This is a genomic window from Rhodococcus sp. 05-2254-5, from assembly GCF_002258575.1.
Classification (GTDB): Bacteria; Actinomycetota; Actinomycetes; order Mycobacteriales; family Mycobacteriaceae; genus Rhodococcoides; species Rhodococcoides fascians.
In genome coordinates, this window is record NZ_NOZG01000002.1 from 219,746 (window position 1) to 245,910 (window position 26,165).

Genomic DNA, 26,165 nt, shown 5'->3' on the forward strand with positions numbered 1-26,165 from the left:
GGATGGTGGATTGGCAAGGGTTCATTAGGGAAGAGCTCAGCGCGGATTTGGTCGATGGGGGTGGTTGGCGCGCACTACTGCAGGAGTTAGCGATTGCGCTTGACCTCGCACCGGGGTTGCCGAAAGGTTCCGAGTTGACCCCGCGACTCGAACTCGCAGCGGAGATTATCGGCTGGCAAGGGCTCGATCAAAGAGACCGCCAAGCAGTTCGGTCGTTGCTCAGTGACCGAACTCCAGTGAGCGACCTCTTGCAGAGCCTGATGACAGTGACGAACCTGAGAACCGAGGCGGCCGTCGAATCGGCGAAGTTGGTGTTGGACGAGTGGAATATGGCTGGAACTATCGCGTTGTCGGACTTCCAAGCCACAACCGCCTGGTCCAGGGAGAAGCGCAGCGCATGGATGCGAAAGTTAGGCGAATTTGACGCCAAGATTGCTGAAATAGTCCTTGAGTATCCACCGGATAGCGAGATGCTTCTGCAGCGACGCGTAAAGCAGACCGACGCAGCAGTTGGCCGAATCCGCCTATCTGAAGTAGAGGCGGCGAATGCGAAGAAGGCCGCTCAGACTGCTGCGGGTAGTACCGGAGAAGCATTACTGGGTAATAGCTTTGGTCATGATGCAAAGCGCGACGGTCGTACTGCGATGTTGCTGTCTGGTGGGGCAGCGGGCTCGCTGGTCGGCGCAATAGGTGTTGGCATCTGGGTAGTTGCCGGTGTACACGACATAACCCTGCCGCTGGTCCTGGCCAAGCTTGGGCTCACGATTCCGCTCCTCGGGCTCTCGGGCTACCTTGGCAGACTGTCGAGCCACTACCGAGACGGTGCACGTTGGGCCAGGACCGCTGCGGTTCAGCTGAGGAGCATCGAGGCCTTCAATGCCGGCTTTGGAGAGCCGGAAAGCCGCGAGCAGATTCGACTGGTACTCGGTCGCAGGGTCTTCGGCGATCCAGGATTCTCGAAGTCGCCGAAGAGCATGGACACCGAGGATGCCGTTTCGATCATCGACGCGATCGGGCGGCTGCCGAAGAAGGAGTAGCCGCTTCACGTCATCCCTGGTCGGCATGGTCTAGACTCGATTCTGCCAACGGACCCAGTGTATCTTCACCTGGATTGCCCCCGGCCCCCATCGTCATTCGACGCTCGCCCCTCGTGCCACTGGTCAACGGCCGAGGGGCTTTTTGACGTGGGGAGGCGCGGTGAGCCTGTACGTCGTGATCGGCCCACCTGCCGCAGGCAAGAGCACCTGGTGCGCCAAGCAGGCCCAACGCGGGGACATCATCGTCGACTACGACAAGCTGGCACACGCGCTCACAATCCCCAGCGAGGGCAAGAGCGCACACTCCCACGAGGCTTCGGTCAAGAAGGTCACCAAGGCCGCGAGGCAGGCAGCCATCGATGCAGCGATACGCGTCAGCGCCGAGGTCGACGTGTACGTGATCCACTCATCGCCCAGTGATGCGTTGCTCACCAGCTACCGCAACCGAGGGGCCGAGGTCGTGACCATCGACCCGGGGTACGAGACCGTCATGGCCCGAGCCAAGGCCGAGCGACCGTGGCAGATGCAGGGTGCAGTCAAGGCTTGGTATCAGGGCAGGGGAGCGACACACGCACCACGGGCCACGCCCAAGACCACCACCGAGAAGGGGCTCGGGTGGGATCACCAACAGGTGGCCAAGGAGTTGAAGCGCAAGCACATCGAGGGCACGATCTGCTGGTGGTGCGGTGAGCCCATGTACCTCTCTCAGGGCCTCGCTGCCGACCACTCGAAAGCACGGGCCAAGGGCGGCACGAAGGCCGACAGACTGCTCCACGGGCCCTGCAACAGCGCACGAGGCGATGGCTGTCGAGACCACACGAGGCCGGCGCTCAAGGGCAAGGTGCTCGGCAACCGCATGGCGTGGTGACCATTCACGACGATGCATGACCATCCAGGCGTCCATGCATGACAATGGATGGTCATGCAGGTCGCTGACCAGGCGTTATGCCGATTGGAGCTGTCATGCACTGCATGCAAGCCCCTGACCAGGGGCTCCGTAAACATTAGGCCCCCCACCAGCTGACCCTTCGGTGCGCGTCAGGCCGTTTCTCTCTCCCCCCGCATGGAAATCCGGGCATCATGCATGAAATACCGCATGATTATGCACCGACCATGCATGGTTTATGCGGTCTGACCTGCGAAAACGGGGTGACCGTGGCCATTCCGAAGGCGCTCCGACCCAAGAATTTGCGGCCACGAGGCGCGGCATTGTGGCGTGATCTGACCAGATCCGAGCCCGACGCCGTGCGAGCAGTCGTGATCGCCGAATTGTGCCGCATGGCCGACCAGCTCGACCGGATCAATGAGCTGTTGGCGGGTGATTCCAACGCGTGGGCCACCGTGACGGTCCCGAAGTCGGAGGGTGACGGCGACGTCGTCCTTCATCTGCGGGTGGACGCGCTCCTGGTCGAGCGGCGTCAGACGATCACCACTCTTCGGCAGCTTGCTTCGCAGCTGAAGCTCGGCACTGGCGGCGGCAGTAGCGACGTCGGGGATGCGGGGGCGAGTTTCCTTGACGCTCTCGCTCAATCAGTCGCGGATCGGTTCGCAGAGACCGCAGCACAGTAGCGTTCCGCTCTACCTGACCAGCCTGGGACAGGACACGGTCGCTCTGGCCAAGCATGCGGGTCTGATTCTCGACCCGTGGCAGGAGTACGTGATCGAGGAGTCCCTCGGTTTGCGTGCAGGCGGGCGCTGGTCGGCGATGGAGGTCGGCCTGATCGTCCCTCGCCAGAACGGCAAGGGCGCGGTCATCGAGGCTCGGCAGCTCGCGGCGATGTTCCTGACGAAGGACGCCGAGATCATCTACTCGGCGCACCAGATGAAGACCTCGCGCAAGATGTTCCGGCGCATCAAGAAGTTGTGCCGGCAGACTCCCGACCTCGATCGCAAGATCGCGGGCCGGTATCGCGAGTCGAACGAGCTGATGGGTATCGAGACCGACTGGGGCATCCTCCAGTTCGTCGCCCGCTCCGGTGGTTCGGGTCGTGGCTTCACCGGCAACACCCTGTTCCTCGACGAGGCGTACGACCTCGATCCGGAGATGCTGGCCGACGCCCTGCCTGCGTTTGCAGCAGTGCCGAATGCGCAGATCTGGTACGTCTCCTCGGCCGGTATGGAGTCGTCGGAGGCGCTGGAGAAGATCCGCAACCGCGGTCTCGCGAAGGACCGCGGCTTGGCGTACTTCGAGTGGAGCTCGCCCGAGGGCGTCGATCTCGACGGCGACGACGACGCGCTCTACGCATGCAATCCGGCGCTGGGCCTGCACCTCGATTACGACTTCATCCGCACGGTGGAGCGCGGGCAGATGGACGACGAGAAGTTCGGTCGCGAGCGGTTCGGAATCTGGAAACCGCCACCGGCAGATCACGTTCCGTCGATCACCGCGGGCAGGTGGGCAGACATGATCGACGTCGATTCACCGCTCGTCGGTCCGTCATGCCTGGCCATCTCGTCGTCGGAGAACAACGAGTGGTGGTCGATCGCGTCGGCGCAGAAGACCGAGGCCGGCCGAATCCATCTGGAGGTCGGCAAGCACGAGAAGATGACTCGCGCCGAGGCCAGGTCGTACGTGCGCCGGATCGTCAACCTGCAGAAACCGGTTGCCGTGATCATCGAGCGGCGCGATCCGGCCATGATCATCGTCCCGGAGCTGATCAAGGATGGGATCGAGCCGGAGACCACCACGGTGCAGCAGCACGTGCAAGCCTGCGGCGGCTTCCTCAACGACGCGACGTCGAATCAGCTCTCGCACGTCGGTGACTCCAACCTCGCCGACGCAGTTGTCGGGGCCGAACAGAAGAAATCATCGGGCGGCTTCATCTGGGTTCCAGCCGAAGACGAAGTGATCTCGCCGCTCGAGGCGGCGACGTTGGCTCGTTGGGGCCTGATCGAGTTCGAGTCCCTCGCCCGTGTGCCCGTGCAGATGCCGACGCAGCGACCCGTCACGGCGCAGTCGCGCCGCAGCGAGACCTACGACCTGATGTCCGTCGGATTCTAGGAAGGGGGCAGCGATGACAGCGCCAGCCAAGACAATGCCCGTCGCGAAGCCGACGACGATCGGGTACGCAAATGCCAACGGCCACATGACCGGTGGCTCTTACTGGGACGTGGAAGTCGAGGAGACTCCGGAGCTGCGATGGCCGCTCGCGTCGCGGGTGTACGAGCAGATGAAACGGCAGGACGCCCAGATCAAGTCGGTGTTGCGCGCCGTCAGTCTCCCTGTGATGCGGACCGGGTGGCGGTTGGATCCGAACGGGTCAGACCCCGAGGTGTACGAGCACGTCTCGCAAGATCTCGGGTTGCCGATCCACGGCATGGAGCCGAAGCCGCGCGGCCGGACCAAGGGCCGGTTCTCGTGGCAGGAGCATCTTCAGAACGCGTTGCTCTCGATTCAGTACGGGCACATGTTCTTCGAGCAGGAGTACGCGGTCGACGAAACGACTGGCCTGCTCCGACTTCGCAAGCTCGGTCCTCGGATGCCTCGCACCATCTCGGCAATCAACGTCGCCCGCGATGGTGGTCTGGTCTCGATCGAGCAGTACGACGCGGACAAGCCGATTCCGGTGACTCAGCTCGTCGCTTACGTGTACGAGAAGGAGGGCGCGGACTGGCTCGGCAATTCGCTGCTACGGCCCGCGTACAAGAACTGGCTGCTCAAGGATCGGCTGCTCCGAGTGCAGGCGCAGACGATCGAGCGCAACGGCATGGGCGTCCCGGTCTACGAGGCGGGCGAGCGGGACGAGCAGGCCCAGCTCGACAAGGGCGAGGACATCGCTCGGTCATACCGCTCGGGAGATGCGTCCGGAGCAGCTCTGCCCTGGAAGGCGAGACTGCGGCTCCTCGGCGTCGAGGGCAACCTGCCCGACGCGCAGCCGGCCATCAACTACCACGATGCGCAGATCGGCCGCGCGGTCCTGGCTCACTTCCTAAACCTCGGCGACAAGACCGGATCGTGGGCGCTCGGTAGCACGTTCGCAGACTTCTTCGTGATGTCACTGCAGACCCTCGCAGACGCATTGTGTGAGACGGCGAATCAGCACATCGTCGAAGACCTCGTGGATTTGAACTGGGGCCCTGAGGTGGCGGCTCCGCGAATCGTGTTCGACGAGATCGGATCTCGGCACGACGCCGTTGCCCCTGCCCTCAAGATGCTGGTCGACGGCGGCCTGCTCGATCCTGACGAGGCGATCAAGGCTGCGGTGCGCCAGGCGTACGGCCTGCCGCTCGGGTCGGGTTCACCGGCCACGCCTGCACCTGAACCGGCACCGGAAGAGGTGACGACGTGACCGTTCCTATCGCTCCTGCGCTCTCTCACCTGCCGTCGGTGGAGCTGATGCACACCGGAACATGGTCGGCCAGCACGGGAGTGCATACGTTCACCACGGGCGACTTCGCCTCGGCGGTGGCCGCGCTCGATTGTCCTGCGGTGCGCCGCCCGGTTCTCAAGCTCGGACACACCGATCCCCGCTTCGACGGCGAGCCTGCCGTCGGGTGGATCGCGAACATGGCGGTCGCCGAGGACGGCCACACGATGGTCGGCGATTACGTCGGCATGCCGGGATGGCTCGGACCCGTTCTCGCGTCAGCCTTTCCGGATCGCTCGATCGAGGGGCAGTGGGAGTACCAGTGCGCCATCGGCCACACCCACCCGTTCGTCATCACCGCGGTCGCGCTGCTCGGAGTAGAGCACCCGGCCATCGGAACTCTCGAATCGCTGCAGGACGTCGCCACTTTGTACGGCGTCGCGGCGTCGTCCGGTGGTCACGGCCAGCGAGTCACAGTCCACCTGAAGGGATCTGCCATGCCCAACCCGAAGCCGCCCGCCGTAGCGCTGGGCGTCAGCACCGAGGACGTACGCCGCGCCTACTACGAGGATGCGCCCTGGTCGGTGTGGATCGAGGAGATGCAGCTCGATCCGCTGCAGCTCATCGTCATCGACGACGACACCGGAACTCGTTCACGAGTGCCAATCACGGTGACGGGAGACGGTGCCGACGGCGTGACCTTCGAGACCGCCATCCCGGTCGTCGTTCGCTACGAGGACGTCACCCCGGCTGCACCTGCCGATCCTGCTGCAGCGCCGGACATTGCGGCGTCTGCACCCACAGCCATTCGGTACGCGAACCGTGCCGAATCACGCCCCGGCCAATCGGCCTCGGCGTCAACCCCTACCGCGGATCACGCGGGCGGGAACGATCCGAAAGGAGGCTCGACAGTGGCACTCACACTCACTGACGAGCAGGAAGCCGCCTTCCGTGAAGCCCTCGGGGTGGACGCGGATGCGGATGTCGATGCGATGGTGACCGCAGCCGAAGAGCTGGCCACCACGCCCGAAGAGCCCGTCCCCGCGGCTGCCGCAGCATCTCGCGCTGCAGCGCCCGGTGTGGTCCAGATCGACGCGACGCAGCTCGCAGCTCTGCAGGCCTCAGCCGCACGCGGCGAGCAGGCAGCGCAGCGTCAGGAAGAGGACGACCGTAGTCGTCTCGTCGACGAGGCGGTGAAGGCCGGCAAGTTCCCGCCCGCACAGCGCGATCACTGGCTCTCGTACCTCAAGGCCGACCCCAAGGGTGGACGCGAAGTACTGGCCGGACTGGCCGCGGGACTCGTGCCCGTCGGCGCGTCCATCGGCACGGCCAAGGACGCGCCCGAATCCGACTTCTCCGCCGACGACATCGGCGCGCTCGAGGCAAGCCTCGGCCTTCCGAAGGGAGCTCTCAATGCCTGATTACCTGCCCAAGTTCACCGGAGGCCAGAGCCAGCCCACGCGCGTCGCGGGTGCAGGCGGGGTCACTGGTGGCCAGATCGTCACTGCCGCGGGCGTTACCGCGGGCGCTGGCGCTCTCGACTGGATCGGCGTCGCGTCTCAGGATGCGGCAGTCGGTCAGCTGTTCGTCGCCTACTCGGGAGCGGTGCAGTACCCGACCGCTGCCGGTGCGATCGCTCAGGGAGCGCGCGTGAAGTGCGCTGCCAGTGGTCAGGTCACGACCTGGGTCTCCGGCACAGACGCGCCGGATGCGCTGGTCGGTACCGCGCTGGAAGCCGCCTCCGGCGCTGGTGTCCAGTTCCCCGTCAAGTTCACTCGCTGAGAAAGGAATTGGGCAGATGCCTACCACTTACCCCGACCAGGGGCCCACGATCAACGGTCAGCGGATCACCGTCGACCGACTGATGAACAATCCCGTCCTGATCTACCGAATGCTGCGCACACTCGTCGAACAGCGCCTCGTCGGCGACAAGATCCTGTCCGGCCGCGTCGATCTGACCGGCTCCGGATCGGCCATCTTCGAGACCGGCGAGTCGATCTACTCGGATCGCCTGGCCGAGCGCGTCGGCGACATGGGCGAGTACCCGCTGACCGGCGATACTGCCGGTCCCATCACTCAGGTCAAGACCGAGAAGTGGGCTCTCGCAACCGAGTTCCCCGACACTCTGGTCTCGCGCAACCGGATGGACATCGTCAGCCGCAAGCTGATCAAGCTCGCGAACCGTCTCGCGAAGCAGTTCGACGAGACGGTGCTGTCGGCCGTCGCGTCCGCTGTCACGCAGACGCAGGCCGCCTCGGCTGCATGGAACACCGCGGGTGCGGATCCGTTCCTCGACGCGCTGCTGTCCGGCGCGGTGATCGACGAACTGAATGAGGGCTTCGAGGTCGACATGATCCTCGCGCGTCCGACGCAGTTCGCACGACTCCTCGCGGCCGCAAAGATTCTCGACCGGCTGCCGCGCGAGGGTGAGGCTCCGGTTCTCACCGGCCGCATCCAGAAGATCGCCGGATTCACCATCGTCAAGACGACGAACATGCCGCCGTCGACCACGGTGATGTGCCTCGATTCGACACAGCTCGGGTCTATCGCCTTCGAGGACCAGGGCGGTGGTTACACCGGTTCGGCAGACGGTGTGCAGACCAAAAAGTTCCGGCTCGAGCACGCCGATGGCCAGCGTCTGCAGGCCCGCAAGGTCGGTGTCCCGATGGTCCAGGAACCGAACGCCGCTATCAAGGTGACGGGAGTCTGACATGGCGAAGCAGTACATCGGCGTAGCCGCCCTGACCATCGTCAAGCTCAAGAGCACCGGGTCGCGGGCCTACGTCTACAAGGGCCAGCCCGTCGGATCGGACGTCTCGCGCGAGGAAATCAAGCGTCTCGAGGACGAGGGGTTCATCGCCGAGGTTGTCGTGATCGAAGACCCGGTCGACCTCCTGATTCCCGACGGTGAGCCGCCATCCGATCAGCCCCCGGCGTCGACCGGTAATCCGGATCGACCGGAACCGACGGCAACCAAGGCCGAGTGGGTCGCGTACGCCGTCAAGGTTCACGAAGCGACAGATGGTGCGGCCGGGTTCGCCGAGGACGCGGCCGAGGATCTCACGCGCGCAAAGCTCATCGAGCTGCTGCCGTGATGAAGGGGGGCGTCATGGCTGACACCGATACGTTCGTCGAAGTCGGCGAGTTCGAGTCGAGATGGCGTCCCCTCAGCGAGTTCGAGCGGAACGATGCCGCGGATCTTCTCGCCGCAGCGTCTCGGATCATTCGACGCAAATCGACGAAGCCGATCGACGAGGACGATGCTCGCACCGTCGTCACGTCGGTGGTGCGTGACGCGATGACACCCGGCTCGATGCGCGGGCATTTGTCGTACACCAAAGCGGTCGGGCCTCGTTCGCGCGCAGGGACTCTCACCAATCCCGATGGTGAACTTCGTTTCCTGAAATGGCACTGTCAACTGCTCGGAATCTCGTTCGGTGAGATGCCCGTTGGCCACTTCGGCGATCGGAGTGACTGTGTCGACCTTCGATGAATCGGTCATCTACATGCCGGGGGAGCGCCGCGACGACAACGACGATCCGATTGCGGGTTCGTCGATTCCGGTCACGATCCCTGGTTGTGTCATCGAGCCGCTCGGCTCGACCGAGGCACCCGAGCGAGGCCGCAACGGACGCGTAACCCGAATGCGGGTTTACATCACCGAGCGTCCTCCGGTCTCGATCGTCAACACCGGAACGATCATCGTCCGCGGTGTCGAGTTCGAGATCGACGGCGACGTTGCCGAGAACATCGACGACGAAGATCCCGAGGATTGCAGTTGGGTCGTCGAGCTGATGAAGGCGGTGGGCTGATGGCCTCGGGGGTTCGGCTGCGCCTCGACCGAGCGGGGGTCGGAAAGGTGCTCAAGTCGTTCGGCCCGATGACCAACGCGGCATCCGAGCAGATCGCACAGAATGTCCGCGCCGCAATCGACGACGACGAGATCGACGTCGTCGTGGCTCCGTACACATCCGACCGCTCGGCGGCGCTGGTGATCATCGCGGATCCGCGCGGCGTCGAGCTGCAGGTCTCCGACGGCGCGCTCACCCGAGCGGCCGCAGCGGTGGGACTTGAGGTGACCTCGTGACGGTGTACGTACCGCAGGATGCAGCCCGGCCGGTGAAGGACTTCCTCGCGGAAGACTTCGCCGGCCGATTCCCCGGTGTTCGGTGCGCACTCGCCCTCGACGACGAGTGGAAACCGAACAAGCCACCGATGCTTGTGGTGGCCGATGACGGCGGCGGGCTCCTGTGGCCCGTGCTGAGCAAGCCGACGCTGAGACTCACTGTCTGGTCGAACAGTCGCACCGGCTCGCGCGAGATCGTCAGCACGGCCATCGGATTGCTGCTCAGCTCCAGCATTCCTGGTGTCGCAAAGATCCTTCCCGGCACCGGAGTGCTCGACGCCCGCGACTCGAAGAATCTCGGCCTCATGGCATCGGCAACCGTACTCACTCGCATGCGCACAGCCGCAATCTAATTCGCGCTCGACCACCCCTTTCGGGTGGCTCCATCACACCAACTCCCGAAAGGGGATTCAGTCATGCCCGCAAACAACCCCACAGCAGTGAACATCTGGGCGAACGCCGGGGTCTACTTCGACCCGACCGGTACCGCCCTCAAGCCCGCGACCATCGCCGACCCACTGCCACGCGCGTGGGCGAACGGAGGCATCCTCGACGGCGACTCGGGTTTCTCGAACGAGCGTAAGTGGGACGAGTCGACCCACTTCGGCTGGGGAATCGGCCTGTACCGCAAGGGTTACAAGAACTACGAGGAGTCGCGCAAGCTCACGCTTCTCGAAGATAACCGCATCACGCGGAAGATCGCACACCCCGGGTCGTCGGCGACCAGCATTCGCGTCCCGCGTCCCGCGCTGATGGGCGTGTGCTTCGAGACCATCAACGACTTCGGCCGCAAGGAGCGCATGTTCACTGCGGTGCCATCGTCACTGTGGATCCCGAACCTCGACCGCAACGAGTCCGATCCGTCGGGCAAGGAAGTCACCGCCACGATCTACGCACAGGGCGACGGTCTGCTCTACATCCGTCAGTACACACCGGTCAACGAGACGCAGACTGTCACCGTCGTCGGCGCTACGACCGGAACCTTCACTCTCGCGTTCGAGGACCAGGTCACCGGAGCGATCGCGTACAACGCCGCAACCACTGCCGTACAGGCTGCACTCGAGGCAATCCTCGGCACCGGCCAGGTCACGGTAACCGGCACCGTCGGGGCGTACGTGATCAAGCTCGCCGGTGAGTTCCTCGGCGAGACCAATCAGCTGCTCGTTGCTGATGCAAGCCTGCTGACTCCGTCGCCCGCCTCGCGCGTCACGGTCGTCGGCTCCTGATCGACAGCGGGCCGGGAGTTCACGCGGTTCGACCGGCCCGCTGTCTTCACCTGATCCGAACCGCGAACGAGAGAAAGAACCGCGAATGTCCGACATGCCCACCAATGACGAGATCCGGGCCGCTGCGGAGCGTCTCGGTATCGCCAACCCCGACGGCACAATCCCGAACGACGCACTCACGCGCAACAGATTGTTCGCCGCTGTGCAGATCGCAAAACGTGAAACCGCAGCTGAGGCAGACCCATCGAATCGAACCACGGTCGACACGCTCGCCGCGTTCGATCGCGACCTGAAAGACCAGGTCGGATACGACGAGGAGGCCGACGCCAATGTGCGCGATCTGCTGATCGCCGAGCTACTCCGTCACCTGCTCCGCACCGAGGGGCTGAAACTTTCCACCGACACGAAGGAACCGCGACCATGACCAACGCAGAACCCACACCGATCAAGTCCGCCACTCGCCGCGCCCCCGCCAAGAGGGCCGCAGCCAAGCGAGCGCAGCCACACAAGCCTGCCAACGTGAAGCAGCCGCAGGACCGCAAGAAGTCCGCAGCGCAGATCGAAGCCGAGGGCACCGAGACCGTCACCGTCGAGTGGGAGGGAATGACGTTCCATATCGCGTCCGATCCGGACGAGTGGGACTTCTGGACGGTTACCCGACCTCTCGCTGCAGGCAACGTCCCCGTTGCGCTCACAGGTCTTCTGGGCGGTGAGCAGACCGCGCTTCTGAGGCAGGCTCGGCCGCGTCTGACGAACACCGAAGCTCGCGACTTGTTCAACACGATCAACGAGGCCGTGACGGATCTGAGCACGGGAAACTGATCACCCTCCTCCGAGCACTGGACGAGCACGCGGACCTCGTGGAAGCGGACCTCTCTCGCTTCCACGGGATCCGCTATTCGGATCGGTGGAGGTTCGACAAGTGCGGACAGCGACGACTCACGCTGCGCGAGATCTGGGTACGGATTCAAAACCTGCCCAATGACTCGTCGCTCGTCATCGAGTCGAACAAGGGCAAGCCCCGGTGGGGTCACACCGAGTATCTGCTCTCGGACATCTGGAAGGCCTGGACCGGCAAGGATCACCCGGCCCGGCCGATCCCACGCGTGCAGCCAAAGCAGAGTGCGGCACGCGATCGCCGAATCAGGCAGCTCAAAAAGCAGTTCGCCGAGCGCAATCGCGCAATCGAGGCCGGCGAAATCTAGTCGCGAGGGGGTGCCTGCATGGAGAACGTCGGTTACGCAGTCCTGCAGGTCATCCCCTCGATGCGCGGCGCAGCTGGTGCTCTCGAATCCGAACTGACCGGCACGCTCGGGACGGCAGGCCGCGCTGCGGGACGTGCGGCCGGTGCTGGAATTGCGTCCGGCATCGAGGCCTCCCGAGCGCAGGTCGCTGCCGCATCGGCCAAGCTTTCGACCGCGCGCGACAAAGAAGCCGACGCCGCTGGCAAGGTCCGGGTCGCCGAGCTCAAACTGCAGGAACTGCGCGATTCCGGTCGCGCTACAGCGTCACAGCTGGCCACCGCAGAGGAGCGCCTGCAGACCGCGCAGCGCAATGCCCTGCGTACGACCGAGGCCACCACTCGCGCGACGAACGATCTCGAAGAGGCGAACCGTCGCGCCGCGAACGCGACCGATGAGACCGAGCAGAGCACCGGTCGATTCCGCTCGGGGCTCGGCAATCTCGGCGGCTCGATCGACGATAACGCCAAGAAGCTCGGTGGCATGGCCATCGCCGCGGCCGGCGTCGGAACCGCGATGGAACTCGCGATGTCCTCGATGGAGAACGAGGTCTCGACCGACCGACTCGCAGCATCGCTCGGCGTCGATGGCGAGCAGGCAGCCGAGCTGGCCAGCACGACGGCCTCGATCTATTCGCAAGCCTTCGGCGAGTCGATGGGTGAAGTATCCGAAGCGGTTGGCATCGTCCAATCGTCCTTCCACACATTGGGTTTCGAGGGCGAGGCCAGTCTCGATACGGTCACCAAGAATGCTCTGAACTTCGCGGACACATTCGGCACCGACGTCTCGTCTGCTGTGCAGACCGCCTCGCAGCTGCTCAACAACGGGCTGGCGGCTGACTCGACCGAGGCATTCGACCTGATGACGCAGAGCTTTCAGCGCGTCCCGGCCGCGATGCGCGACGAGCTGCCCGAGATCATCCAGGAGTACGGAACCAACTTTCGCTCGCTCGGGTTCACCGGTGAGGAATCCTTCAATCTCCTGGTAAGCGCAGCCGAGCAAGGCAAGTTCGCGCTCGACAAGACCGGTGATTCGCTCAAGGAATTCACAATCCGCGGATCGGACATGAGCGAGGCCTCGTCGAACGCATACAAGGCGATCGGCCTTGACGCGCAGGAGATGTCCAATGCTGTAGCGGCAGGTGGGGAAGGAGCGCAGAACGCGCTACAGAGAACCGCGCAGGGGCTTTTGGGGATCGAAGATCCGGCGACTCGTGCGAACACTGCAATCGCCCTGTTCGGCACTCCTCTCGAGGATCTTTCGATCGACCAGATTCCCGCCTTCCTGTCCGGGCTGGCCGGTGCCGAACCGGCTATGGCCGGATTCGAGGGCGCGACCGAGCGAATGGGAACGACGCTCAGCGACAACGGCGCAACCAAGCTCGAAGAGTTCAAGCGATCACTGCAAACCGGCCTGGTCGAGGCGCTACAGAACTCGGTCATTTGGATGCAGGAGAACGAGACCGTCACCAAGGTTCTCGCGATCACGGTCGGCGCACTCGGCGCGGCCTACATCACGTACAAGGCCGTCACGATGGGAATTCAGGCGGCAACGACTATCGCCACTGCAGCGCAATGGCTTTGGAATGCCGCTCTCACGGCGAATCCGATCGGCATCATTGTCGTCGCCATCGGGGCACTCGTGGGTTCACTGGTCTATTTCTTCACTCAGACCGAGGTCGGTCGCGAGATCGTGACAGCGACGTGGGATGCCATCCTGCAGGGCTGGAATTGGATGTACGAAAAGGTCTCGGGCGGCATAACCGCGCTCGGCGACTACTTCGGATACATCGGCGATAAAGCTGGTGAGGCGAAGGATTGGGTCGTCGGCAAGTTCGATGAGCTGGTCGGCTTCGTCACCGGCCTGCCGGGCCGCATCTCCGACGCCGCGTCGGGAATGTGGGACGGCCTGAGTAACGGGTTCAAGGGCGTCCTGAACTGGATCATCGGGAAGTGGAACAACTTCTCGCTCGGGTTCAATCTGCCGAGCATCGTCGGCGGCGGTCGGGTCAGTATCGATACGCCGGACATCCCGTACTTCCGGGACGGCGGCATGCTCAACGGGCCGGGCGGGCCGCGGTCCGACTCGATGCTGATTCGCGCCTCGACGGGCGAATTCATCAACAAGGCGAGTTCGGTTACGCCGCAGACGCTTCCGATCCTGGAAGCAATCAACGACGGGTGGGTTCCGTCGGCCGACTTCCTACATTCGATGGTCGGCGGCTTCGGTTCGCTCATCGGTCGAGGTGACTACACCGGCAACGTGCTGGGCCAGGAGGAGGACTCGCCACTCGTCGACGCGATCCTGCGCGGCCGAGAGCTGGCGGGCTTTGCCGACGGCGGCATGGTCACCAAGGAAGCCCTGCGCGACTTCGCCCGGGGCGTCGATGGGAAGCCGTACGACTGGGGCGGCGTCAACTGGGGCGACTGCTCGGGTGCCGTCTCGGCGCTCGCGAACTACGCAACCGGTCGAGATCCGTTCGGCAGCAGGTTCGCGACGGGCAACGAGGCCGACGAGCTGGCCGCACGCGGCTTCGTCCAGGGCAAGGGCACTCGTGGCGAAGATCTGCTCGTCGGGTTCAAGAACGGCGGGCCCGGTGGTGGACACACGGCGGCGACCCTGCCGACGGGTGAGAACTTCGAGATGGGCGGCTCGTACGGTGGCGGCAAGTTCGGCGGGACCGTGGGTGGCGACGATTCGCAGTTCACCGACTTCTGGCATCTGCCGGGTAGCTCGTTCACCGGAGGCAATCCTGCGCCGGCCGAGCTTCCTGTCGGTGACGCCGATGTGGATGTTCCGGCATCGCCGAGCACGAGCGGCGGTTCTACTGCACCGAGCAGCTCGAGTTCGAGCAGTTCCGGTGCAGGAGCATCGTTCTCGCCTGGAGGTGGCGTCGACTCGGCATACCAGTCGAGCATCGACACGTCGGCCACACCTGGATCGATTGCTGGTGACTTCGTGAAGGCGAACGTCGATCAGGCGTTCTCCGATCTCGGAATCCCCACGCAGGCAGGCGGTCTGCTCAAGGGTCTGCTCGAAGGCGCGAAGATCGTCGAGGAGCACATCCACTACCACGTCGCCGATATGGACGAGGCGATGTCGAAGGACCGTGCACGTCGTCGCGAGGACGCTCTCGCATTCCAAGCAACCAGATAGAGGGGGATTGGAATGGTGGCACGTTCCACGGTGGTCGAGTTCGAGGGCCACAACGGCGAGATGTTCTGTCTCGCCGGTCCGAAGGCAGGGAACCGGGGCGTCGTACTGGGGTCGGATATCGACGACTTCTACGACGCCCCGTTCGTCACGATGTACAAGTCGTGGGCGTTCCAAAACGGTGCCGATTTCCAGGGTAAGAAGTTCCCCGAGCGGCGCACGGTGTTCTCCGTCGAGATCGCCGGGAACGTCGGCGGTCCGGACTGGCAGGACAACGACTCGGAGTGGGCGAAAGCCTGGTCGGCCGAGAAGGACTGCAAGCTCTGGATCGAGACGAAGAATTCGCGTCGGTATCTCAAAATCCGGCTCGCGAAGGAACTCAAGATCGCGGCGAAGTCGGACCCGAATCAGACGCAGGTCGACACGATCATCGTCACGTGCGTCTCGGGTGATCCGTTCTGGTACGAGGAGTCGGTCGCGAAAACCTGGGTCGCACCGTCGGACACGACGAACGGTTCCACGGTCACCGGCAACATCTGGCGTCGCGAGGACGGCTCGTTCGCCGAGGACGAGTGGCTCAATCCGACCGACATTCCGATCTTCGCCATTTGGCAATGCCAGGCACCGGGGAAGCCGACGCTTCCGGACTACTCGTTCGGCAGCGACTACTACAGCACCCGGTCATTCGATGCTGCTGTCGGACATGCGAATCGACAGATCGTCATGCCCACGATGCTCGCGGGCGAGAACGTCATGGTGAACACAGACAGCGCGGCCAAGGGTGGGCAGTTCCGGTCGTCGATCGACACCGCCTACTACATGCGAATGAAGATGGTCCGCTTCCTGTACGGCATCCCGCCCTACACACCCGCGCGACAGATGAACGTCGCAATGTCGCTGGCACCCGCTGGTGTCGGCATCAACCTACGGCTGCCGCGTCCGTGGACGAGGCCTTGGGGACTCCAGTAGCTCTCTCCTGATCGGAGGTCGGTATGGCGACAGTGCAGACCCTCGATTTCGACAAGATGTTCGAGGAGATGACCGCGGGCATCGAGACGGAACAACGTCGTCGATTGCATCCTCCGCTCGTCGAGCTCTACGACGGCGACTGGAATTTCCGAGGAGTCTGCAAGCAGGAGTACAACGCCTCGTTTCAGTGGGTCGACAACGAGACCGGCATCGGCAAGATGGATATGCCGATCGATTACTACCTGTCCGAGTGGCTGGTCGACATCGATGCGCGGCCGACGACCAACGTGCACGTCCGGGTCGAGAAGGACGGCGCGCGCTGGACCGGCCGCATGGAAGAACTTCAGGTCAACAAGGACGACAACGGCGAGAAATACGTCCGGGTCATCTTCAAGTCCGATTACGAGGAACTGAAGAACATCCTCGCGTGGGCGAATCCGTTCCTGCCGGCCGAGGTGCAGTTCCCGCATCAGTGGCTCATGTTCGGATCGGCCAAGTTCTCTTGCCTGACAACGCTTTTCTGCAACATTCTCCGTCTCGAGGCGTCGCTATGGATGCTCCCGGACAACCCACTCGATCTGTCGAAATGGTTCAACCTCGATCAGAGCACCTGGTCGATGGCCGTGAAGCCGATGATGGGCCCAGACAACAGCGTCGGCGGCGTCATCCTGTCTCGATTCAAGAACATGCACGAGGCGACCCGCAAGGCCGTCACCGACGGGCAGCTCTCGTGGGAGTGGCGACGCTACTTCGAGGGCGATGAGCCGCCGTGGCCAGGCGCGAACCTACGCAACGGGTGCCTGGTCTGGGATCTCGTCGACAAGTCGGGCTTCACCACCGGTACGGCATTTCGCGGCAACATCTTCGGCGGGATCATCAACGAACTCGTCAACATCGGCGGCGACGGTCTGACCGAAACCATCGAGCAGATCGACGATCCGAACATCCCGGGGGAGTACTACCAGCCCGGATACCGCGGCACGAAGCCCGAGATGCCGGGCGTCATCTTCCCCGAGGGTGAGCGGACGGGTATCTCGTCGTCGTCGTTCTCGCACAAGCCAGCTGGTGCCGTGCAGTCGGTGGCCGGTGGCCACTCCATGCCGGGCACCAACGAGGCTCTGAAAGCCCTCGTGACCATGACCGGCGATCTGACCGCCATGATCCCCGGCGTTCCTCCACTCGGCGGCGTCGCGGATGCGCTGCTGGCCCCTCTGTACACCGACACGTTCCTCGCGTTCGGCGTCTGGAAGAGCGTCGCGAGAGCACAACGTTCGGGTTGGTCGCACAAGAAGGAGAAATGGGCCGAAGGCGCAGACCGGGCGTACACGATCGGCTACGTCCTCGCGCAGCGCGCGTCGATGTACGAGTCGCGCGAGGTCAATCGCTGCACGCTCACCGTCGAGGACAACTCGCCGTGGCGTGTGGGTGCCCAGGGCTTCGGTGATTTCTTCCTCGGCGACCGTGTCGGCTTCACGATCCTCGGGATGCCGGCCGGACGCATCTTCGTCGAGCGCGTTGCCGAGCTGACGCTCGCATGGTCACGCGACGACGCCTGCACCTGGACGATCCAGATCGGCGAACGCCAGCACGAAGACCCGATGTTGCGTGCATTCCAGGATCTACAGGAGTTCTTCGCGATGCTCCAGCAGCTCGGCGTTCTGTAACCACCTCTGCTCCATCGAAGCGCGTTCTCGGAGAGGAATATTCACATGGCCAGACTGCCCACGTTCGACAACGTCGACATGAACGATCCCGAGCAGATGTTTCAACCGCTCATGGTCGAGCTGCCGTTCACTGCGGTGCAGAATTTCACCCCGCCACCGGACATGCGCAAGCAATGGTCGCAGCGTTGGTACGACGGAGGCCTGCGGTACCACGATGAGCTGCGCGTCATCAAGCTCGTCACGCCGTATCGGGGCCCCGATCACTACCTCAACGGCACGTCGGACTGGATCGGCCGCGACGAACCCGAGCGCGACAAGTTCGAGGTGGCCGATCTGTCGAAATTCACTGTCGATGAGAACAAGATCCATGCCGAGCAACTCCGCTACCTCGGAGTGGTGCCCGGCCAGGAGCCGGAACCGGTCGATACTGCCTCCGAGATCAACGGAGAGCTGTTCGATCCGCGCAAACACACTCCGAGCACCGTCAACGGGTATCTGATGGCGTGCTCGGCTGCTGAGAAGCGCCGCGTCATCGCCGCCGAGATGGCCTCGGGGAAGCCGCGACAGCAAATCTTGAACAAGCACCGAGGGGTGTGAGATGTCGTATCCCAATCAGCCGCCACCCGACGAGGCGTATGTCGTCGGTGATGGCAACAAGTTCGGCAGTCTGGAGTCCGAGGCGGGGATTCGGAACCGTCTCAAGAATCCCGCGGTGACCGCGTACGGGAAGGGTCAGAACAACCTCTGGGGGAGTGGGGGATTCCTTGGGTTTCTGACGCAAGGAATCTTCGGAATAGTAGGCGCGGCAGCGGACTTCATTGGCGGGATGCTCGGGGTCAAGAATCGAGTCAACCAAGTAGCGGATGTCGAAGTGCCGCGGCTGGATAACCGGATCGACCAAGTCGATGCGGGCGGCGGCGCGTCCGCACAGCGTGCCTACTTCGGCATGGATGGGACCTGGACCAAACCAACCGGGTTCTCCCGTCACGTCGTCGAGATCATCGGCGGTGGCGGTGGCGGTGGTCGATCGAACGGAACCCAGTTCGGCGCGAACGGCGGCGGCCTTGGTGGCTACTCCGGTGGGTGGAACGACGCTGAGTTCTTCGACGGCGATCTACCCGCCACGGTTGCCGTCGCGCTCGGCAACGGCGGCGTCGGTGCCACCGCTGACAACACGATGGGCACAGGTGGAGGCAACAGCACGTTCGGAGCGTTCCTCGCTGCGGGCGGCGCTCTCTCGACCGCACACGGTTTTGGGTCGAAAACACTCAATATCCGCGGAGGTAACGGCGGCTACGTCGTATCGGCCGGTGGATTCACTGTCCCGTACGAACCTACTGCGGGTACAGGTCACGCGTTCGCCAATGGCGGTGCCGCAGGAGCAGGTACTAGCGGTGCTGCTGGTGGTAACGGAAACTCGCCCTCACCCCCAACGAAGCCTTACCCGGGCACGGGTGGTGGTGGTGGCGCACGCAACGCGGGCACTGGCAACGGCGGCCGTGGCGGCAACGGCGGCAATCCGGGCGCACCTGGTGGCGGCGGCGGCTCCTACAACATCTTCGGATTCGCGGGCAATGGTGGCAATGGTGCACCGGGTGCCTGCTGGATCACCTCGTACAAATAGTGAAGGGAGCGAAATGCCCACGGCAACAATGACGATCGAGAACGTTTCGACCTTGCAGCCCACGAGTCATCTTTACGAGCTATCCCCGCCCCTGAACGGCGTCACCCACGTTGCGGTTACCGTCGCTACCCTCCCTAATTGTCCAGACGAGGCAATCGTTCTGGCCGCAGACGAGACTGGCGCAATCCGGCAGAACCCGAGCCAACCGATCATGTGGATTCTCCACCGTGCGGCAGACAGGACTCACGCCGAAGCCCTGTCGGACATCGGCTACGAGCTGATGGAAGGGTCGTGAAGGTCACCCGCGAGCAATTCCTCGAGCTGCTCGCCGACGACAGTCACCCAGACGCGGTGTGGATCATGAACGAGGACCGCACCACCGAGATCGTCGTCCCCACCCCCGACGAGTTGGACCGGCTGCAAGCCCATACGCACTGGCCGATGTACTTGGTTCGTGTCGATCACGCCGAGAACTACGTCCGCGAGCACGGCCTCGATGGCGCGGTGGCATTCCTCAATCTGACGTTCCTGCTCAATCCCGAGCCGGGGACGCTCATGGCCCGCGCGGCAACACTTTCCGGCCGAGTTGCGGCACGCCTGAACCGACCAGCACAGGAGGACGCATGAGGTACCTACCCGTCGAGTTCGGGTTCTTCGTCACCGACACGTTCGGCTATCAGCAGTGGCGGGGTGGAACGCACTGGGGCAACGACTATGGCCGACAGGGCGGTTCGGGTGGCCGGCCGATCTACGCCGCTCAGGGCGGCACCGTCACCAAGGCCGGACCGGCGTCGGGATTCGGGCAGTGGATCAACATCGACCACCCGACCGCCGACGGATCGGGCCTGACTGTCTACGGCCACATCATCCCCGAGGTCCGCGTCGGGCAGCGTGTCGAAGCCGGCCAACGAATCGGGTACATCAACCCCGATTCGACGACTAATGGCGGCACCCGACAGAAGCCGATCGCACCGCACCTGCACTTCGAGGTGCACCGATCCGTGTGGTCACAGCCCGGGCCGGACCGCCTCGATCCCACACCGTGGTTCGCGGGCGCTGCGTGGCCGGGTCAGCCCGCGCCACCACCTCCGGCAATCCCGGCCGTCGACGAGAACGATGACGTGTGGTGGTCGGCAATCCTCACCCAACTGATCGGAGAAAGACGATGACGCTGTACGGAATCGACGTCAGCAATCACCAAGGCAACTTCGACTTCGCAGCAGCCAAGCGCGAGGGCTTCTCCTTTGCCACCCACAAGGTGACCGAGGGGACCGGATACCGAGACCCGTACTGGCCCCGCGCGAAAGAGCAGATGGCCGAACACTTCCCGGGCCGTAATGCCGGGTACGTGTTCTGCAAGGTCGACGCCGATCCGCAGCGAGAAGCTGATGCCTATTTCGCACACGGCGGCACCTCACTCGTTCAGATCGACTACGAGGACATGGACCGAGCTGGGTCCGCGCAGGATCTCGCCAAACGGGTGCAGGCGTTCCTCGATCGCGGCGCTCGTCTGCTGCCGGTCTACATCCCGCGCTGGTACTGGTCGAGTCGAATGAAGTCGTTCGACCTGTCCTGGCTTCCGGCCCCGTTGTGGAACTCGCACTACGTCGCGGGCTCCGACTACGCCTCGAAGCTGTACCCGGGCGACGACTGGCGCGGACCTGACGGTCAGCAGGGATGGCTTCCGTTCGGCAATAAGGACGTCGCCTTCCTCCAGTTTTCCGAGAAGGGCCGCGTTGCCGGCCAATCGATCGACGTCAACGCATTCCGCGGTGATGACACCCAACTCGCCGCCCTGTTCGGTGCGGCCACCCCCGAGAAGGAGAACGAGATGAGCGAAGCAACCGCAGTGGCAGGACAGTTCTTCGGCCCCGACGGCAAGGGGTTCGACATCCTCGGCCACGCCGTCGAGACCGACCCGGCACGAAACCGATTCCTCACCGAGGCGGTCGCCGTGATCCTCACCCAGCTCGCGGGTGGGCCCAACTTCGAGGGGTGGGAGCAGCTCGGCGACGGTGACGTGAAGGCCCGCACGCTGGTCGACGGCATCGCCCGTGTCATGGATCAGAACAACGAGATCCTCGCACTCCTGAAGGGTGGCAAGTGATGGGACGGCACGCACTTCCCGAGGATGCATCGCAGTCGAAATACCCCTGGCGAGCGACGATTCGGACCCTGTTCGCCTTCCTTGTCGGCGTCGGCCCGCTCCTGCCCGCGATCGTGGCGGCAGCGGACGATGCCGGAGTCCCTGGCGCTGCAGGCGTCTCGGCCGGAGCGCTCGCAGTCACGGGCGTCGTCACCCGAGTGCTGGCTATCCCCGGCGTGAACGACCTGCTGCAGCGCTCCGGTGTGCTCGCCTGGTTGGCGGCTGAACCCAGGATCGGGTGATGAACCTGCTCACGCCTTCGGCCTGGGAAGGCGTGGGCGTGGTCGGGGTCGTCATCATCTTCGTTCTGCTGATCGGGCTCGCACTGATCCGCGAGTGGCTCGTCCTCGGCCCCGCTCATCGCCGCCTGATGAAGGCCCTGCAGGACGCGGCCGATCACTCGCAGGGCCGCGAGTCCGAAGACGCGAAGACGATCGCGACCCTCGTCGAGACCGTGTCCGAGCAGAAGGTCGCCGGGCAGCTTTCAGCCCATGTCATCCAGGCAATTCGTGAAGCAACAGGAAATGCGGGGCATCCGTCATGAGACTGCCCTGGTCGAAGCGGATCGAAGAAGCCGAAGCTCAGGCGCTCGGTGCAGCGATGGACCATGCCCAGTCGGTCGAGCGCCGGATGCAGTCCGAGAAGACCCGTGAGGAGGCCGTCGAAGTGACCGAAGTGCTTTGGAAGGAGTTGCGCCGCAATGGATGGACCGAGATGCTGCAGCAGTCCATGCGGGGTGGCAAATGACCCTGCGTGATGTGGGCAACTGGGCGCTCTTCGCCCTCGCGATCGTCGTCGTGGCCTTCACTCTGCTATACGCGATCCGCTCCTCGGACGGCTGGAAGCACAACCGGGTCGGCCGGGTCTACCTCGCGAAGTCCATCGTGCTGTCGATCGTCCTGATTCAGATCTCGCTCAGCGTCATCTACAAATCGGACTACTGGAACCGCGACACCATTCGTCTGATCGTCTACGGGTCCGGCATCGTCGCCTACCTCTGGATGATGAAATCCCTTCTGCGCGAGCAGCGAGAAGATCGGAGATCTCGATGACCGTCGTCACTCAGAAGCTCACCAACATCGCGGGCGTATCCCGCGTCACGCCAGTGCATTTCACGTCGCCAGCGGTCCGCACGGCCGGGACGAACCTCGTCACCGAGGACGTCCAGGTCGTGAACCCGGTGAACGGCGTCATCACGGTCGATCTCCAGCCGGGGCCTGCGTCGGTGATGCTGAGTGGCCGCGAGTTCGCGTTCACGGTCCCGGCGTCGGGCACCCCGACGCTCTCGACTCTGATCGCGGCGGCGCTCGGGATTCCGGCCGGCACTCCCGACGTCGTCGTGGGCGCGGCCGTCGAGGCGTACCTGATGCTCAACCCGCCGAGCGGTGGCGGGGGAGGGCTGACCAAGGAGGAAGCTGACCAGAGTTATGCACCCGTTTCTGGTGCCGGTTCACCCGCTGCGGAGGCGCAGACCGCCTTCGGAAAATCCCTCGCATTGACCATCGCCGGACTCGGAAACTAGGAGCGCACCATGCCCCAGAACATCATGGCCGCGACGAGCGCTCTGCCGTCCGTCCTGGTCTCACAGCAACTCACCGCAGCCGAGGTCACGCAGTACACGTGCCCCACTGCGTCGTCCACCAAGCTCGCCGCAGCGACCCTGACGAACACCTCGGCGGCGACGGTGCTGGTATCGCTCTCGCTCGTGAAGTCGGGTGGGGCTGCGGGTGCCGCGAATCGTGTCCTCACCTATTCGCTCGTGGCCGGTGACTCGATCACGGTCTCCGAGTTGGCCGGCCACTTCCTCGGCCCCGGCGACTTCGTCTCGGCCATTGCAGGTACTGCGGCGTCCATCACGCTCGTTCTGTCCGGTGTGGTGTTCTCCTGATGGCCCGCGCGACCAGGAAGAATCCCCGCCAGACGCTCACCGACGTCGCGGCCGCGTACGCCCCACTATCGGTGCAGGGCATCGTCGCGGCCGGTGGTGGTGGCGATCCGACGATGAAGATGACCGCGGTCATCATGGGCGACTCGATCGTCAACCAGGCGCACTCCGAGTACAACTCGGGAACCATCCGCACAGCGAACTCGAACGGCTGGTGGACGCACCTCAACTGCCGACTCGGGCACCGATTCAAGCTGCTCCGCAACTCGGGAATCCCCGGCGAGACCACCACGCAGCAGGCAGCACGGTTTCAGGCCGACGTTGTCGCGCTCGCTCCCGGCTGGGTGTTCCTCGGCGGGCCGACGAACGACACCTCCCTCACGCAGGCCGAGACGGTCGCGAATCTGGTGTCGATGTGGAACGCCGCTGACGCAGCCGGTATCCGCATCGTGCAGCTCACGGTCACCCCGAAAACCGGTGCTACGACCGTGGTGAAAGACCGCGCGAACGAGATCAACAACTACCTGCGGCGCACCGCCCGCGAGCGCAAGGGCCTGGTCCTGATCGACTGGAACTCCAAGCTGTCGGTGGGCTCGTCGATGGATTGGAAACTCGGACACACCAACGTCTCGGACACCTCGGGCCTGCATCCTAATCCGCAGGGCGCGGCCGCGATGGGCCAGATTGCCGCCGAGCGCGTCGCATTGATGACTCCCGCGATCGACGTGTGCCCGCAGAACAACGGCGACGCGTCGAACTTGATCGTCAACCCTCTGCAATTCGGCACCGCGGGCACCATCGGCGCAGGCGGGTCGGGGCAGCTCTCCGACTCGTGGCGTGTCGACCCACTGTCGACGACGGTGTTCACCTGCCGCAAGGTGGCGCGAACGGACGGTATCCCCGGCTTCTGGCAGGAGATCACGCTCGTCTCTGGTGAGCTGAAGATCGGGCAGAACATCACCGGCTTCGGGACGGTGTACAACACTGCCGACCAGCTCTACGCGCTCGCTGAGTTCCAGACCGACACGGACATCCCCGCCAATACCACCAGCCGAGTGCGCCTCAACCTCATCGCAATGAAGCCGGACTTCGGCGTCGGCGCGCAGGGCATCGACATGGAACAGACGGCGGGGATCGTGTTTCCCGAGGCACAGTATTTCCCACGTCAGGGCGTGTTCCAGACGCCGCTCGTCGTGGTGCCGTCGACCGCGACGCTGCGCATGGCGTTCCAGTTCGAGGTGCGCGGATCCGGCACGTTCCGCATTGGCAGGTCGGGAATGTACAAAGCCGCGAACGGCCCTGGTGCTGACGTCTGGGCGGGTGTAATCCCGGCTTAGATTCCGAGCGTCTGACGGACGACGTTGGTCCACAGGTCATACCCGGCCTGGTCGGGGTGCAGGTTCCCGGTTGGGGTGTCGAACGCTGACTCCCAACCGGGCATCTGGGTGTACGGGGTGTGGACGTCGATCACTGGCAGTCCGATCAGTCCGATGCGCTCGCGGAGTTGCTCTACGTTTCCGTCCTGCGCCTCGGCGTGGACCGAGCCGGGTCGCTCCGGGTTCTGCAGGATCGTCGCGACAGCGGCGTTTGGGAACTGCTTAGCTGCGCGCTTGGCCATGAGCGCGCCGGCCGTTGCGAGGCTGCCTTCTCCGACGTTGTGGCCGTGATTGATGATCACCAGATCGACCGTCTCGTCCGGGATCGGTGCAAGCTCTTTCCACATGGTCATCGTGTAGGACGGGTTCTCGCCCGATGCCGATCCGTTCCAGATGGTGATCGGCGAACCGGGGCCTTGCTTGATCCCGTAAGGGTCGAGGTAGACGTCTGGTTCCTGCTCGACGCTCCACTGATGGACTTTGGTCTCGCGTCCAGTGCGCTCGCCCATCGCTTCGGCCAGTTGGATCACCCAACCTCGGCGTGCGGCTCCGGTCGAGTCTCCGAGAACGACGACGTTGAATGCGCGAGCAGGGTCGTCGAGGCGTGGCATCACATCCGCGATGGGCACGACCGGGATGGTCTTGTCGACTGGTGGTGCCGGCGTATAGGCGACAGCGGAGGAGCTGACATCCACACCGGACGTGCGGACGTTGTCGTACAGCAGGCCCGCCGTGACCGCGACGACCGTCACCGCAGCGAGCCCTCCGCCGATGAGCTTCTGGGTCTTGCTGCTGAGTGCGCGCCGGTTCCGAGCCATGCGCAGCATTGTGCCGTACCGCTCGGTCTGGCGCGCTACGGTGCCCTGATGACTACCTATCGATTCACCAACCGCGACGGCGCAGTGACCACGAAAGACTTCAATTCGGACGAAGAGGCAATCGAGCACTCCAAGTGGATCGAACGACAAGGGCTCGGTGTCCGCATCGAGCGACAGAAGTGGGATCTCGTCGAATACCGCGACGCCCAGAAGGCTTAGCGAGGCGGGTGCATAACGCGAGAAGTGCGCCCTGGGATACTCGACGGCATGACCGACGAGAGCGCTTTCACCCCACCCGCTGACGAAGGACAGGCCGGATGGGTGCTGCTCCCGGATGGACGCCGGGCATACCGGTACGACGGCTCCGACGACCTCATCATCCATAAGGAAGCCGTCGTCGAGTAGCTACCGAGCGCGCCCGTCGAAGCTGGAGTCGGTGCACTCGGCGGTCATCGGCGGCGTGTAGGTCACCGCGTCACACTCCCGGCAGGCGTGAGTCCGGTGGTGGTGGATCTCGCACGAGCAGACCTGCGATCCGACGAGCACGCGGCCCGGTCCGAGCCGGTGCCCCCGAGGGCAAAATTTCGGCGCCG

At 64.1% G+C, this 26,165-nt stretch carries 35 protein-coding genes; 34 read left to right on the forward strand and 1 reads right to left on the reverse strand.

All coding sequences use genetic code 11. The features are described from left to right. The first annotated feature begins 2 nt into the window (after window positions 1-2). The 32 genes from CH278_RS02055 (at window position 3) to CH278_RS02215 (ending at window position 24,715) form a co-directional block, all read left to right on the forward strand. Window positions 3-1,037 carry a hypothetical protein gene (locus CH278_RS02055; protein WP_094621069.1) on the forward strand — a complete coding sequence of 345 codons (1,035 nt, stop codon included), beginning with the start codon at window positions 3-5 and terminating at the stop codon, window positions 1,035-1,037. A gap of 160 nt (window positions 1,038-1,197) precedes the next feature. Then, window positions 1,198-1,905 (forward strand): AAA family ATPase, encoded by a 708-nt coding sequence (locus CH278_RS27855; RefSeq protein ID WP_256991801.1) that lies wholly within the window; start codon window positions 1,198-1,200, stop codon window positions 1,903-1,905. A 287-nt stretch (window positions 1,906-2,192) separates the two neighbouring features. Continuing rightward, window positions 2,193-2,606 (forward strand): hypothetical protein, encoded by a 414-nt coding sequence (locus CH278_RS02065; RefSeq protein WP_143536201.1) that lies wholly within the window; start codon window positions 2,193-2,195, stop codon window positions 2,604-2,606. Beyond that, the gene (locus CH278_RS02070) at window positions 2,551-4,038 is read left to right on the forward strand and encodes a hypothetical protein (protein ID WP_094621071.1); all 1,488 of its coding nucleotides are present in this window, start codon (window positions 2,551-2,553) and stop codon (window positions 4,036-4,038) included. The genes CH278_RS02065 and CH278_RS02070 overlap by 56 nt, the downstream gene beginning before the upstream one ends. A 13-nt stretch (window positions 4,039-4,051) precedes the next feature. Continuing rightward, complete coding sequence (locus CH278_RS02075; protein WP_256991802.1) at window positions 4,052-5,326, forward strand: DUF935 domain-containing protein; 1,275 nt, start codon at window positions 4,052-4,054, stop codon at window positions 5,324-5,326. Continuing rightward, window positions 5,323-6,765 carry a phage protease gene (locus CH278_RS02080; RefSeq protein ID WP_094621072.1) on the forward strand — a complete coding sequence of 481 codons (1,443 nt, stop codon included), beginning with the start codon at window positions 5,323-5,325 and terminating at the stop codon, window positions 6,763-6,765. The genes CH278_RS02075 and CH278_RS02080 overlap by 4 nt, the downstream gene beginning before the upstream one ends. Continuing rightward, complete coding sequence (locus CH278_RS02085) at window positions 6,758-7,126, forward strand: DUF2190 family protein (RefSeq protein WP_094621073.1); 369 nt, start codon at window positions 6,758-6,760, stop codon at window positions 7,124-7,126. Before CH278_RS02080 ends, CH278_RS02085 begins: the two co-directional genes overlap by 8 nt. Window positions 7,127-7,142: 16 nt before the next feature. Next, window positions 7,143-8,054, forward strand: coding sequence for a phage major capsid protein (locus tag CH278_RS02090; RefSeq protein WP_094621074.1), 912 nt, complete (start codon window positions 7,143-7,145; stop codon window positions 8,052-8,054). A gap of 1 nt (window position 8,055) precedes the next feature. Next, window positions 8,056-8,439, forward strand: coding sequence for a hypothetical protein (locus CH278_RS02095; protein ID WP_094621075.1), 384 nt, complete (start codon window positions 8,056-8,058; stop codon window positions 8,437-8,439). Between the two features lie 14 nt (window positions 8,440-8,453). Continuing rightward, window positions 8,454-8,837: a hypothetical protein gene (locus tag CH278_RS02100; protein WP_143536202.1), complete on the forward strand. Its 384-nt coding sequence runs from the start codon at window positions 8,454-8,456 to the stop codon at window positions 8,835-8,837. After that, the gene (locus tag CH278_RS02105; RefSeq protein WP_094621077.1) at window positions 8,821-9,156 is read left to right on the forward strand and encodes a hypothetical protein; all 336 of its coding nucleotides are present in this window, start codon (window positions 8,821-8,823) and stop codon (window positions 9,154-9,156) included. Before CH278_RS02100 ends, CH278_RS02105 begins: the two co-directional genes overlap by 17 nt. Continuing rightward, window positions 9,156-9,431 (forward strand): hypothetical protein, encoded by a 276-nt coding sequence (locus tag CH278_RS02110; protein ID WP_094621078.1) that lies wholly within the window; start codon window positions 9,156-9,158, stop codon window positions 9,429-9,431. The genes CH278_RS02105 and CH278_RS02110 overlap by 1 nt, the downstream gene beginning before the upstream one ends. Next, a complete protein-coding gene (locus CH278_RS02115) occupies window positions 9,428-9,823 on the forward strand; it encodes a hypothetical protein (RefSeq protein ID WP_094621079.1) in 396 nt (131 codons plus the stop codon). The genes CH278_RS02110 and CH278_RS02115 overlap by 4 nt, the downstream gene beginning before the upstream one ends. 63 nt (window positions 9,824-9,886) lie before the next feature. Continuing rightward, on the forward strand, window positions 9,887-10,696 hold the full coding sequence (locus tag CH278_RS02120) for a hypothetical protein (protein ID WP_094621080.1): 810 nt from the start codon (window positions 9,887-9,889) through the stop codon (window positions 10,694-10,696). A gap of 85 nt (window positions 10,697-10,781) precedes the next feature. Next, window positions 10,782-11,120 (forward strand): hypothetical protein, encoded by a 339-nt coding sequence (locus CH278_RS02125; RefSeq protein WP_094621081.1) that lies wholly within the window; start codon window positions 10,782-10,784, stop codon window positions 11,118-11,120. Next, entirely contained in the window at window positions 11,117-11,518 is a 402-nt protein-coding gene (locus tag CH278_RS02130) for a hypothetical protein (protein ID WP_094621082.1), read from the forward strand. Before CH278_RS02125 ends, CH278_RS02130 begins: the two co-directional genes overlap by 4 nt. A 38-nt stretch (window positions 11,519-11,556) precedes the next feature. Then, window positions 11,557-11,901, forward strand: coding sequence for a hypothetical protein (locus CH278_RS02135; protein ID WP_094621083.1), 345 nt, complete (start codon window positions 11,557-11,559; stop codon window positions 11,899-11,901). 18 nt (window positions 11,902-11,919) lie between these two features. After that, the gene (locus CH278_RS27310) at window positions 11,920-15,093 is read left to right on the forward strand and encodes a phage tail tape measure protein (protein ID WP_179274393.1); all 3,174 of its coding nucleotides are present in this window, start codon (window positions 11,920-11,922) and stop codon (window positions 15,091-15,093) included. A gap of 12 nt (window positions 15,094-15,105) precedes the next feature. Next, window positions 15,106-16,059: a hypothetical protein gene (locus CH278_RS02145; RefSeq protein WP_094621084.1), complete on the forward strand. Its 954-nt coding sequence runs from the start codon at window positions 15,106-15,108 to the stop codon at window positions 16,057-16,059. A gap of 23 nt (window positions 16,060-16,082) precedes the next feature. Continuing rightward, on the forward strand, window positions 16,083-17,723 hold the full coding sequence (locus CH278_RS02150; protein ID WP_094621085.1) for a Gp37-like protein: 1,641 nt from the start codon (window positions 16,083-16,085) through the stop codon (window positions 17,721-17,723). 45 nt (window positions 17,724-17,768) lie between these two features. Continuing rightward, window positions 17,769-18,320, forward strand: a complete 552-nt coding sequence (locus tag CH278_RS02155) for a phage gene 29 protein family protein (protein ID WP_094621086.1) — start codon at window positions 17,769-17,771, stop codon at window positions 18,318-18,320. 1 nt (window position 18,321) lies between these two features. Further along, window positions 18,322-19,347, forward strand: a complete 1,026-nt coding sequence (locus CH278_RS28130; protein WP_094621087.1) for a glycine-rich domain-containing protein — start codon at window positions 18,322-18,324, stop codon at window positions 19,345-19,347. 291 nt (window positions 19,348-19,638) lie between these two features. Beyond that, entirely contained in the window at window positions 19,639-19,974 is a 336-nt protein-coding gene (locus CH278_RS02170) for a hypothetical protein (protein WP_094621089.1), read from the forward strand. Continuing rightward, window positions 19,971-20,516: a M23 family metallopeptidase gene (locus CH278_RS02175; RefSeq protein WP_094621090.1), complete on the forward strand. Its 546-nt coding sequence runs from the start codon at window positions 19,971-19,973 to the stop codon at window positions 20,514-20,516. Before CH278_RS02170 ends, CH278_RS02175 begins: the two co-directional genes overlap by 4 nt. Then, window positions 20,513-21,454 (forward strand): glycoside hydrolase family 25 protein, encoded by a 942-nt coding sequence (locus CH278_RS02180; protein ID WP_094621091.1) that lies wholly within the window; start codon window positions 20,513-20,515, stop codon window positions 21,452-21,454. The genes CH278_RS02175 and CH278_RS02180 overlap by 4 nt, the downstream gene beginning before the upstream one ends. Continuing rightward, a complete protein-coding gene (locus CH278_RS02185; protein WP_256991803.1) occupies window positions 21,454-21,735 on the forward strand; it encodes a hypothetical protein in 282 nt (93 codons plus the stop codon). Before CH278_RS02180 ends, CH278_RS02185 begins: the two co-directional genes overlap by 1 nt. Beyond that, window positions 21,735-22,037: a hypothetical protein gene (locus tag CH278_RS02190; protein WP_094621092.1), complete on the forward strand. Its 303-nt coding sequence runs from the start codon at window positions 21,735-21,737 to the stop codon at window positions 22,035-22,037. Before CH278_RS02185 ends, CH278_RS02190 begins: the two co-directional genes overlap by 1 nt. Further along, window positions 22,034-22,240 (forward strand): DUF7620 family protein, encoded by a 207-nt coding sequence (locus CH278_RS02195; RefSeq protein WP_094621093.1) that lies wholly within the window; start codon window positions 22,034-22,036, stop codon window positions 22,238-22,240. Before CH278_RS02190 ends, CH278_RS02195 begins: the two co-directional genes overlap by 4 nt. After that, a complete protein-coding gene (locus CH278_RS02200; RefSeq protein ID WP_094621094.1) occupies window positions 22,237-22,545 on the forward strand; it encodes a putative phage holin in 309 nt (102 codons plus the stop codon). Before CH278_RS02195 ends, CH278_RS02200 begins: the two co-directional genes overlap by 4 nt. Then, window positions 22,542-23,015 (forward strand): hypothetical protein, encoded by a 474-nt coding sequence (locus CH278_RS02205; RefSeq protein ID WP_094621095.1) that lies wholly within the window; start codon window positions 22,542-22,544, stop codon window positions 23,013-23,015. The genes CH278_RS02200 and CH278_RS02205 overlap by 4 nt, the downstream gene beginning before the upstream one ends. A gap of 9 nt (window positions 23,016-23,024) precedes the next feature. Then, complete coding sequence (locus tag CH278_RS02210) at window positions 23,025-23,381, forward strand: hypothetical protein (RefSeq protein WP_094621096.1); 357 nt, start codon at window positions 23,025-23,027, stop codon at window positions 23,379-23,381. Beyond that, window positions 23,381-24,715 carry an SGNH/GDSL hydrolase family protein gene (locus CH278_RS02215; RefSeq protein WP_094621097.1) on the forward strand — a complete coding sequence of 445 codons (1,335 nt, stop codon included), beginning with the start codon at window positions 23,381-23,383 and terminating at the stop codon, window positions 24,713-24,715. Before CH278_RS02210 ends, CH278_RS02215 begins: the two co-directional genes overlap by 1 nt. Here CH278_RS02215 and CH278_RS02220 read toward each other — a convergent pair. Next, complete coding sequence (locus CH278_RS02220; protein ID WP_143536203.1) at window positions 24,712-25,572, reverse strand: SGNH/GDSL hydrolase family protein; 861 nt, start codon at window positions 25,570-25,572, stop codon at window positions 24,712-24,714. The genes CH278_RS02215 and CH278_RS02220 overlap by 4 nt on opposite strands. Window positions 25,573-25,620: 48 nt before the next feature. Between CH278_RS02220 and CH278_RS27320 the strand changes: the two genes are divergently transcribed. Both CH278_RS27320 and CH278_RS27325 read left to right on the forward strand, forming a co-directional pair. Further along, window positions 25,621-25,791 (forward strand): hypothetical protein, encoded by a 171-nt coding sequence (locus CH278_RS27320; RefSeq protein ID WP_179274394.1) that lies wholly within the window; start codon window positions 25,621-25,623, stop codon window positions 25,789-25,791. A gap of 48 nt (window positions 25,792-25,839) precedes the next feature. Further along, complete coding sequence (locus CH278_RS27325) at window positions 25,840-25,977, forward strand: hypothetical protein (RefSeq protein ID WP_179274395.1); 138 nt, start codon at window positions 25,840-25,842, stop codon at window positions 25,975-25,977. The last annotated feature ends 188 nt before the right edge of the window (window positions 25,978-26,165 follow it).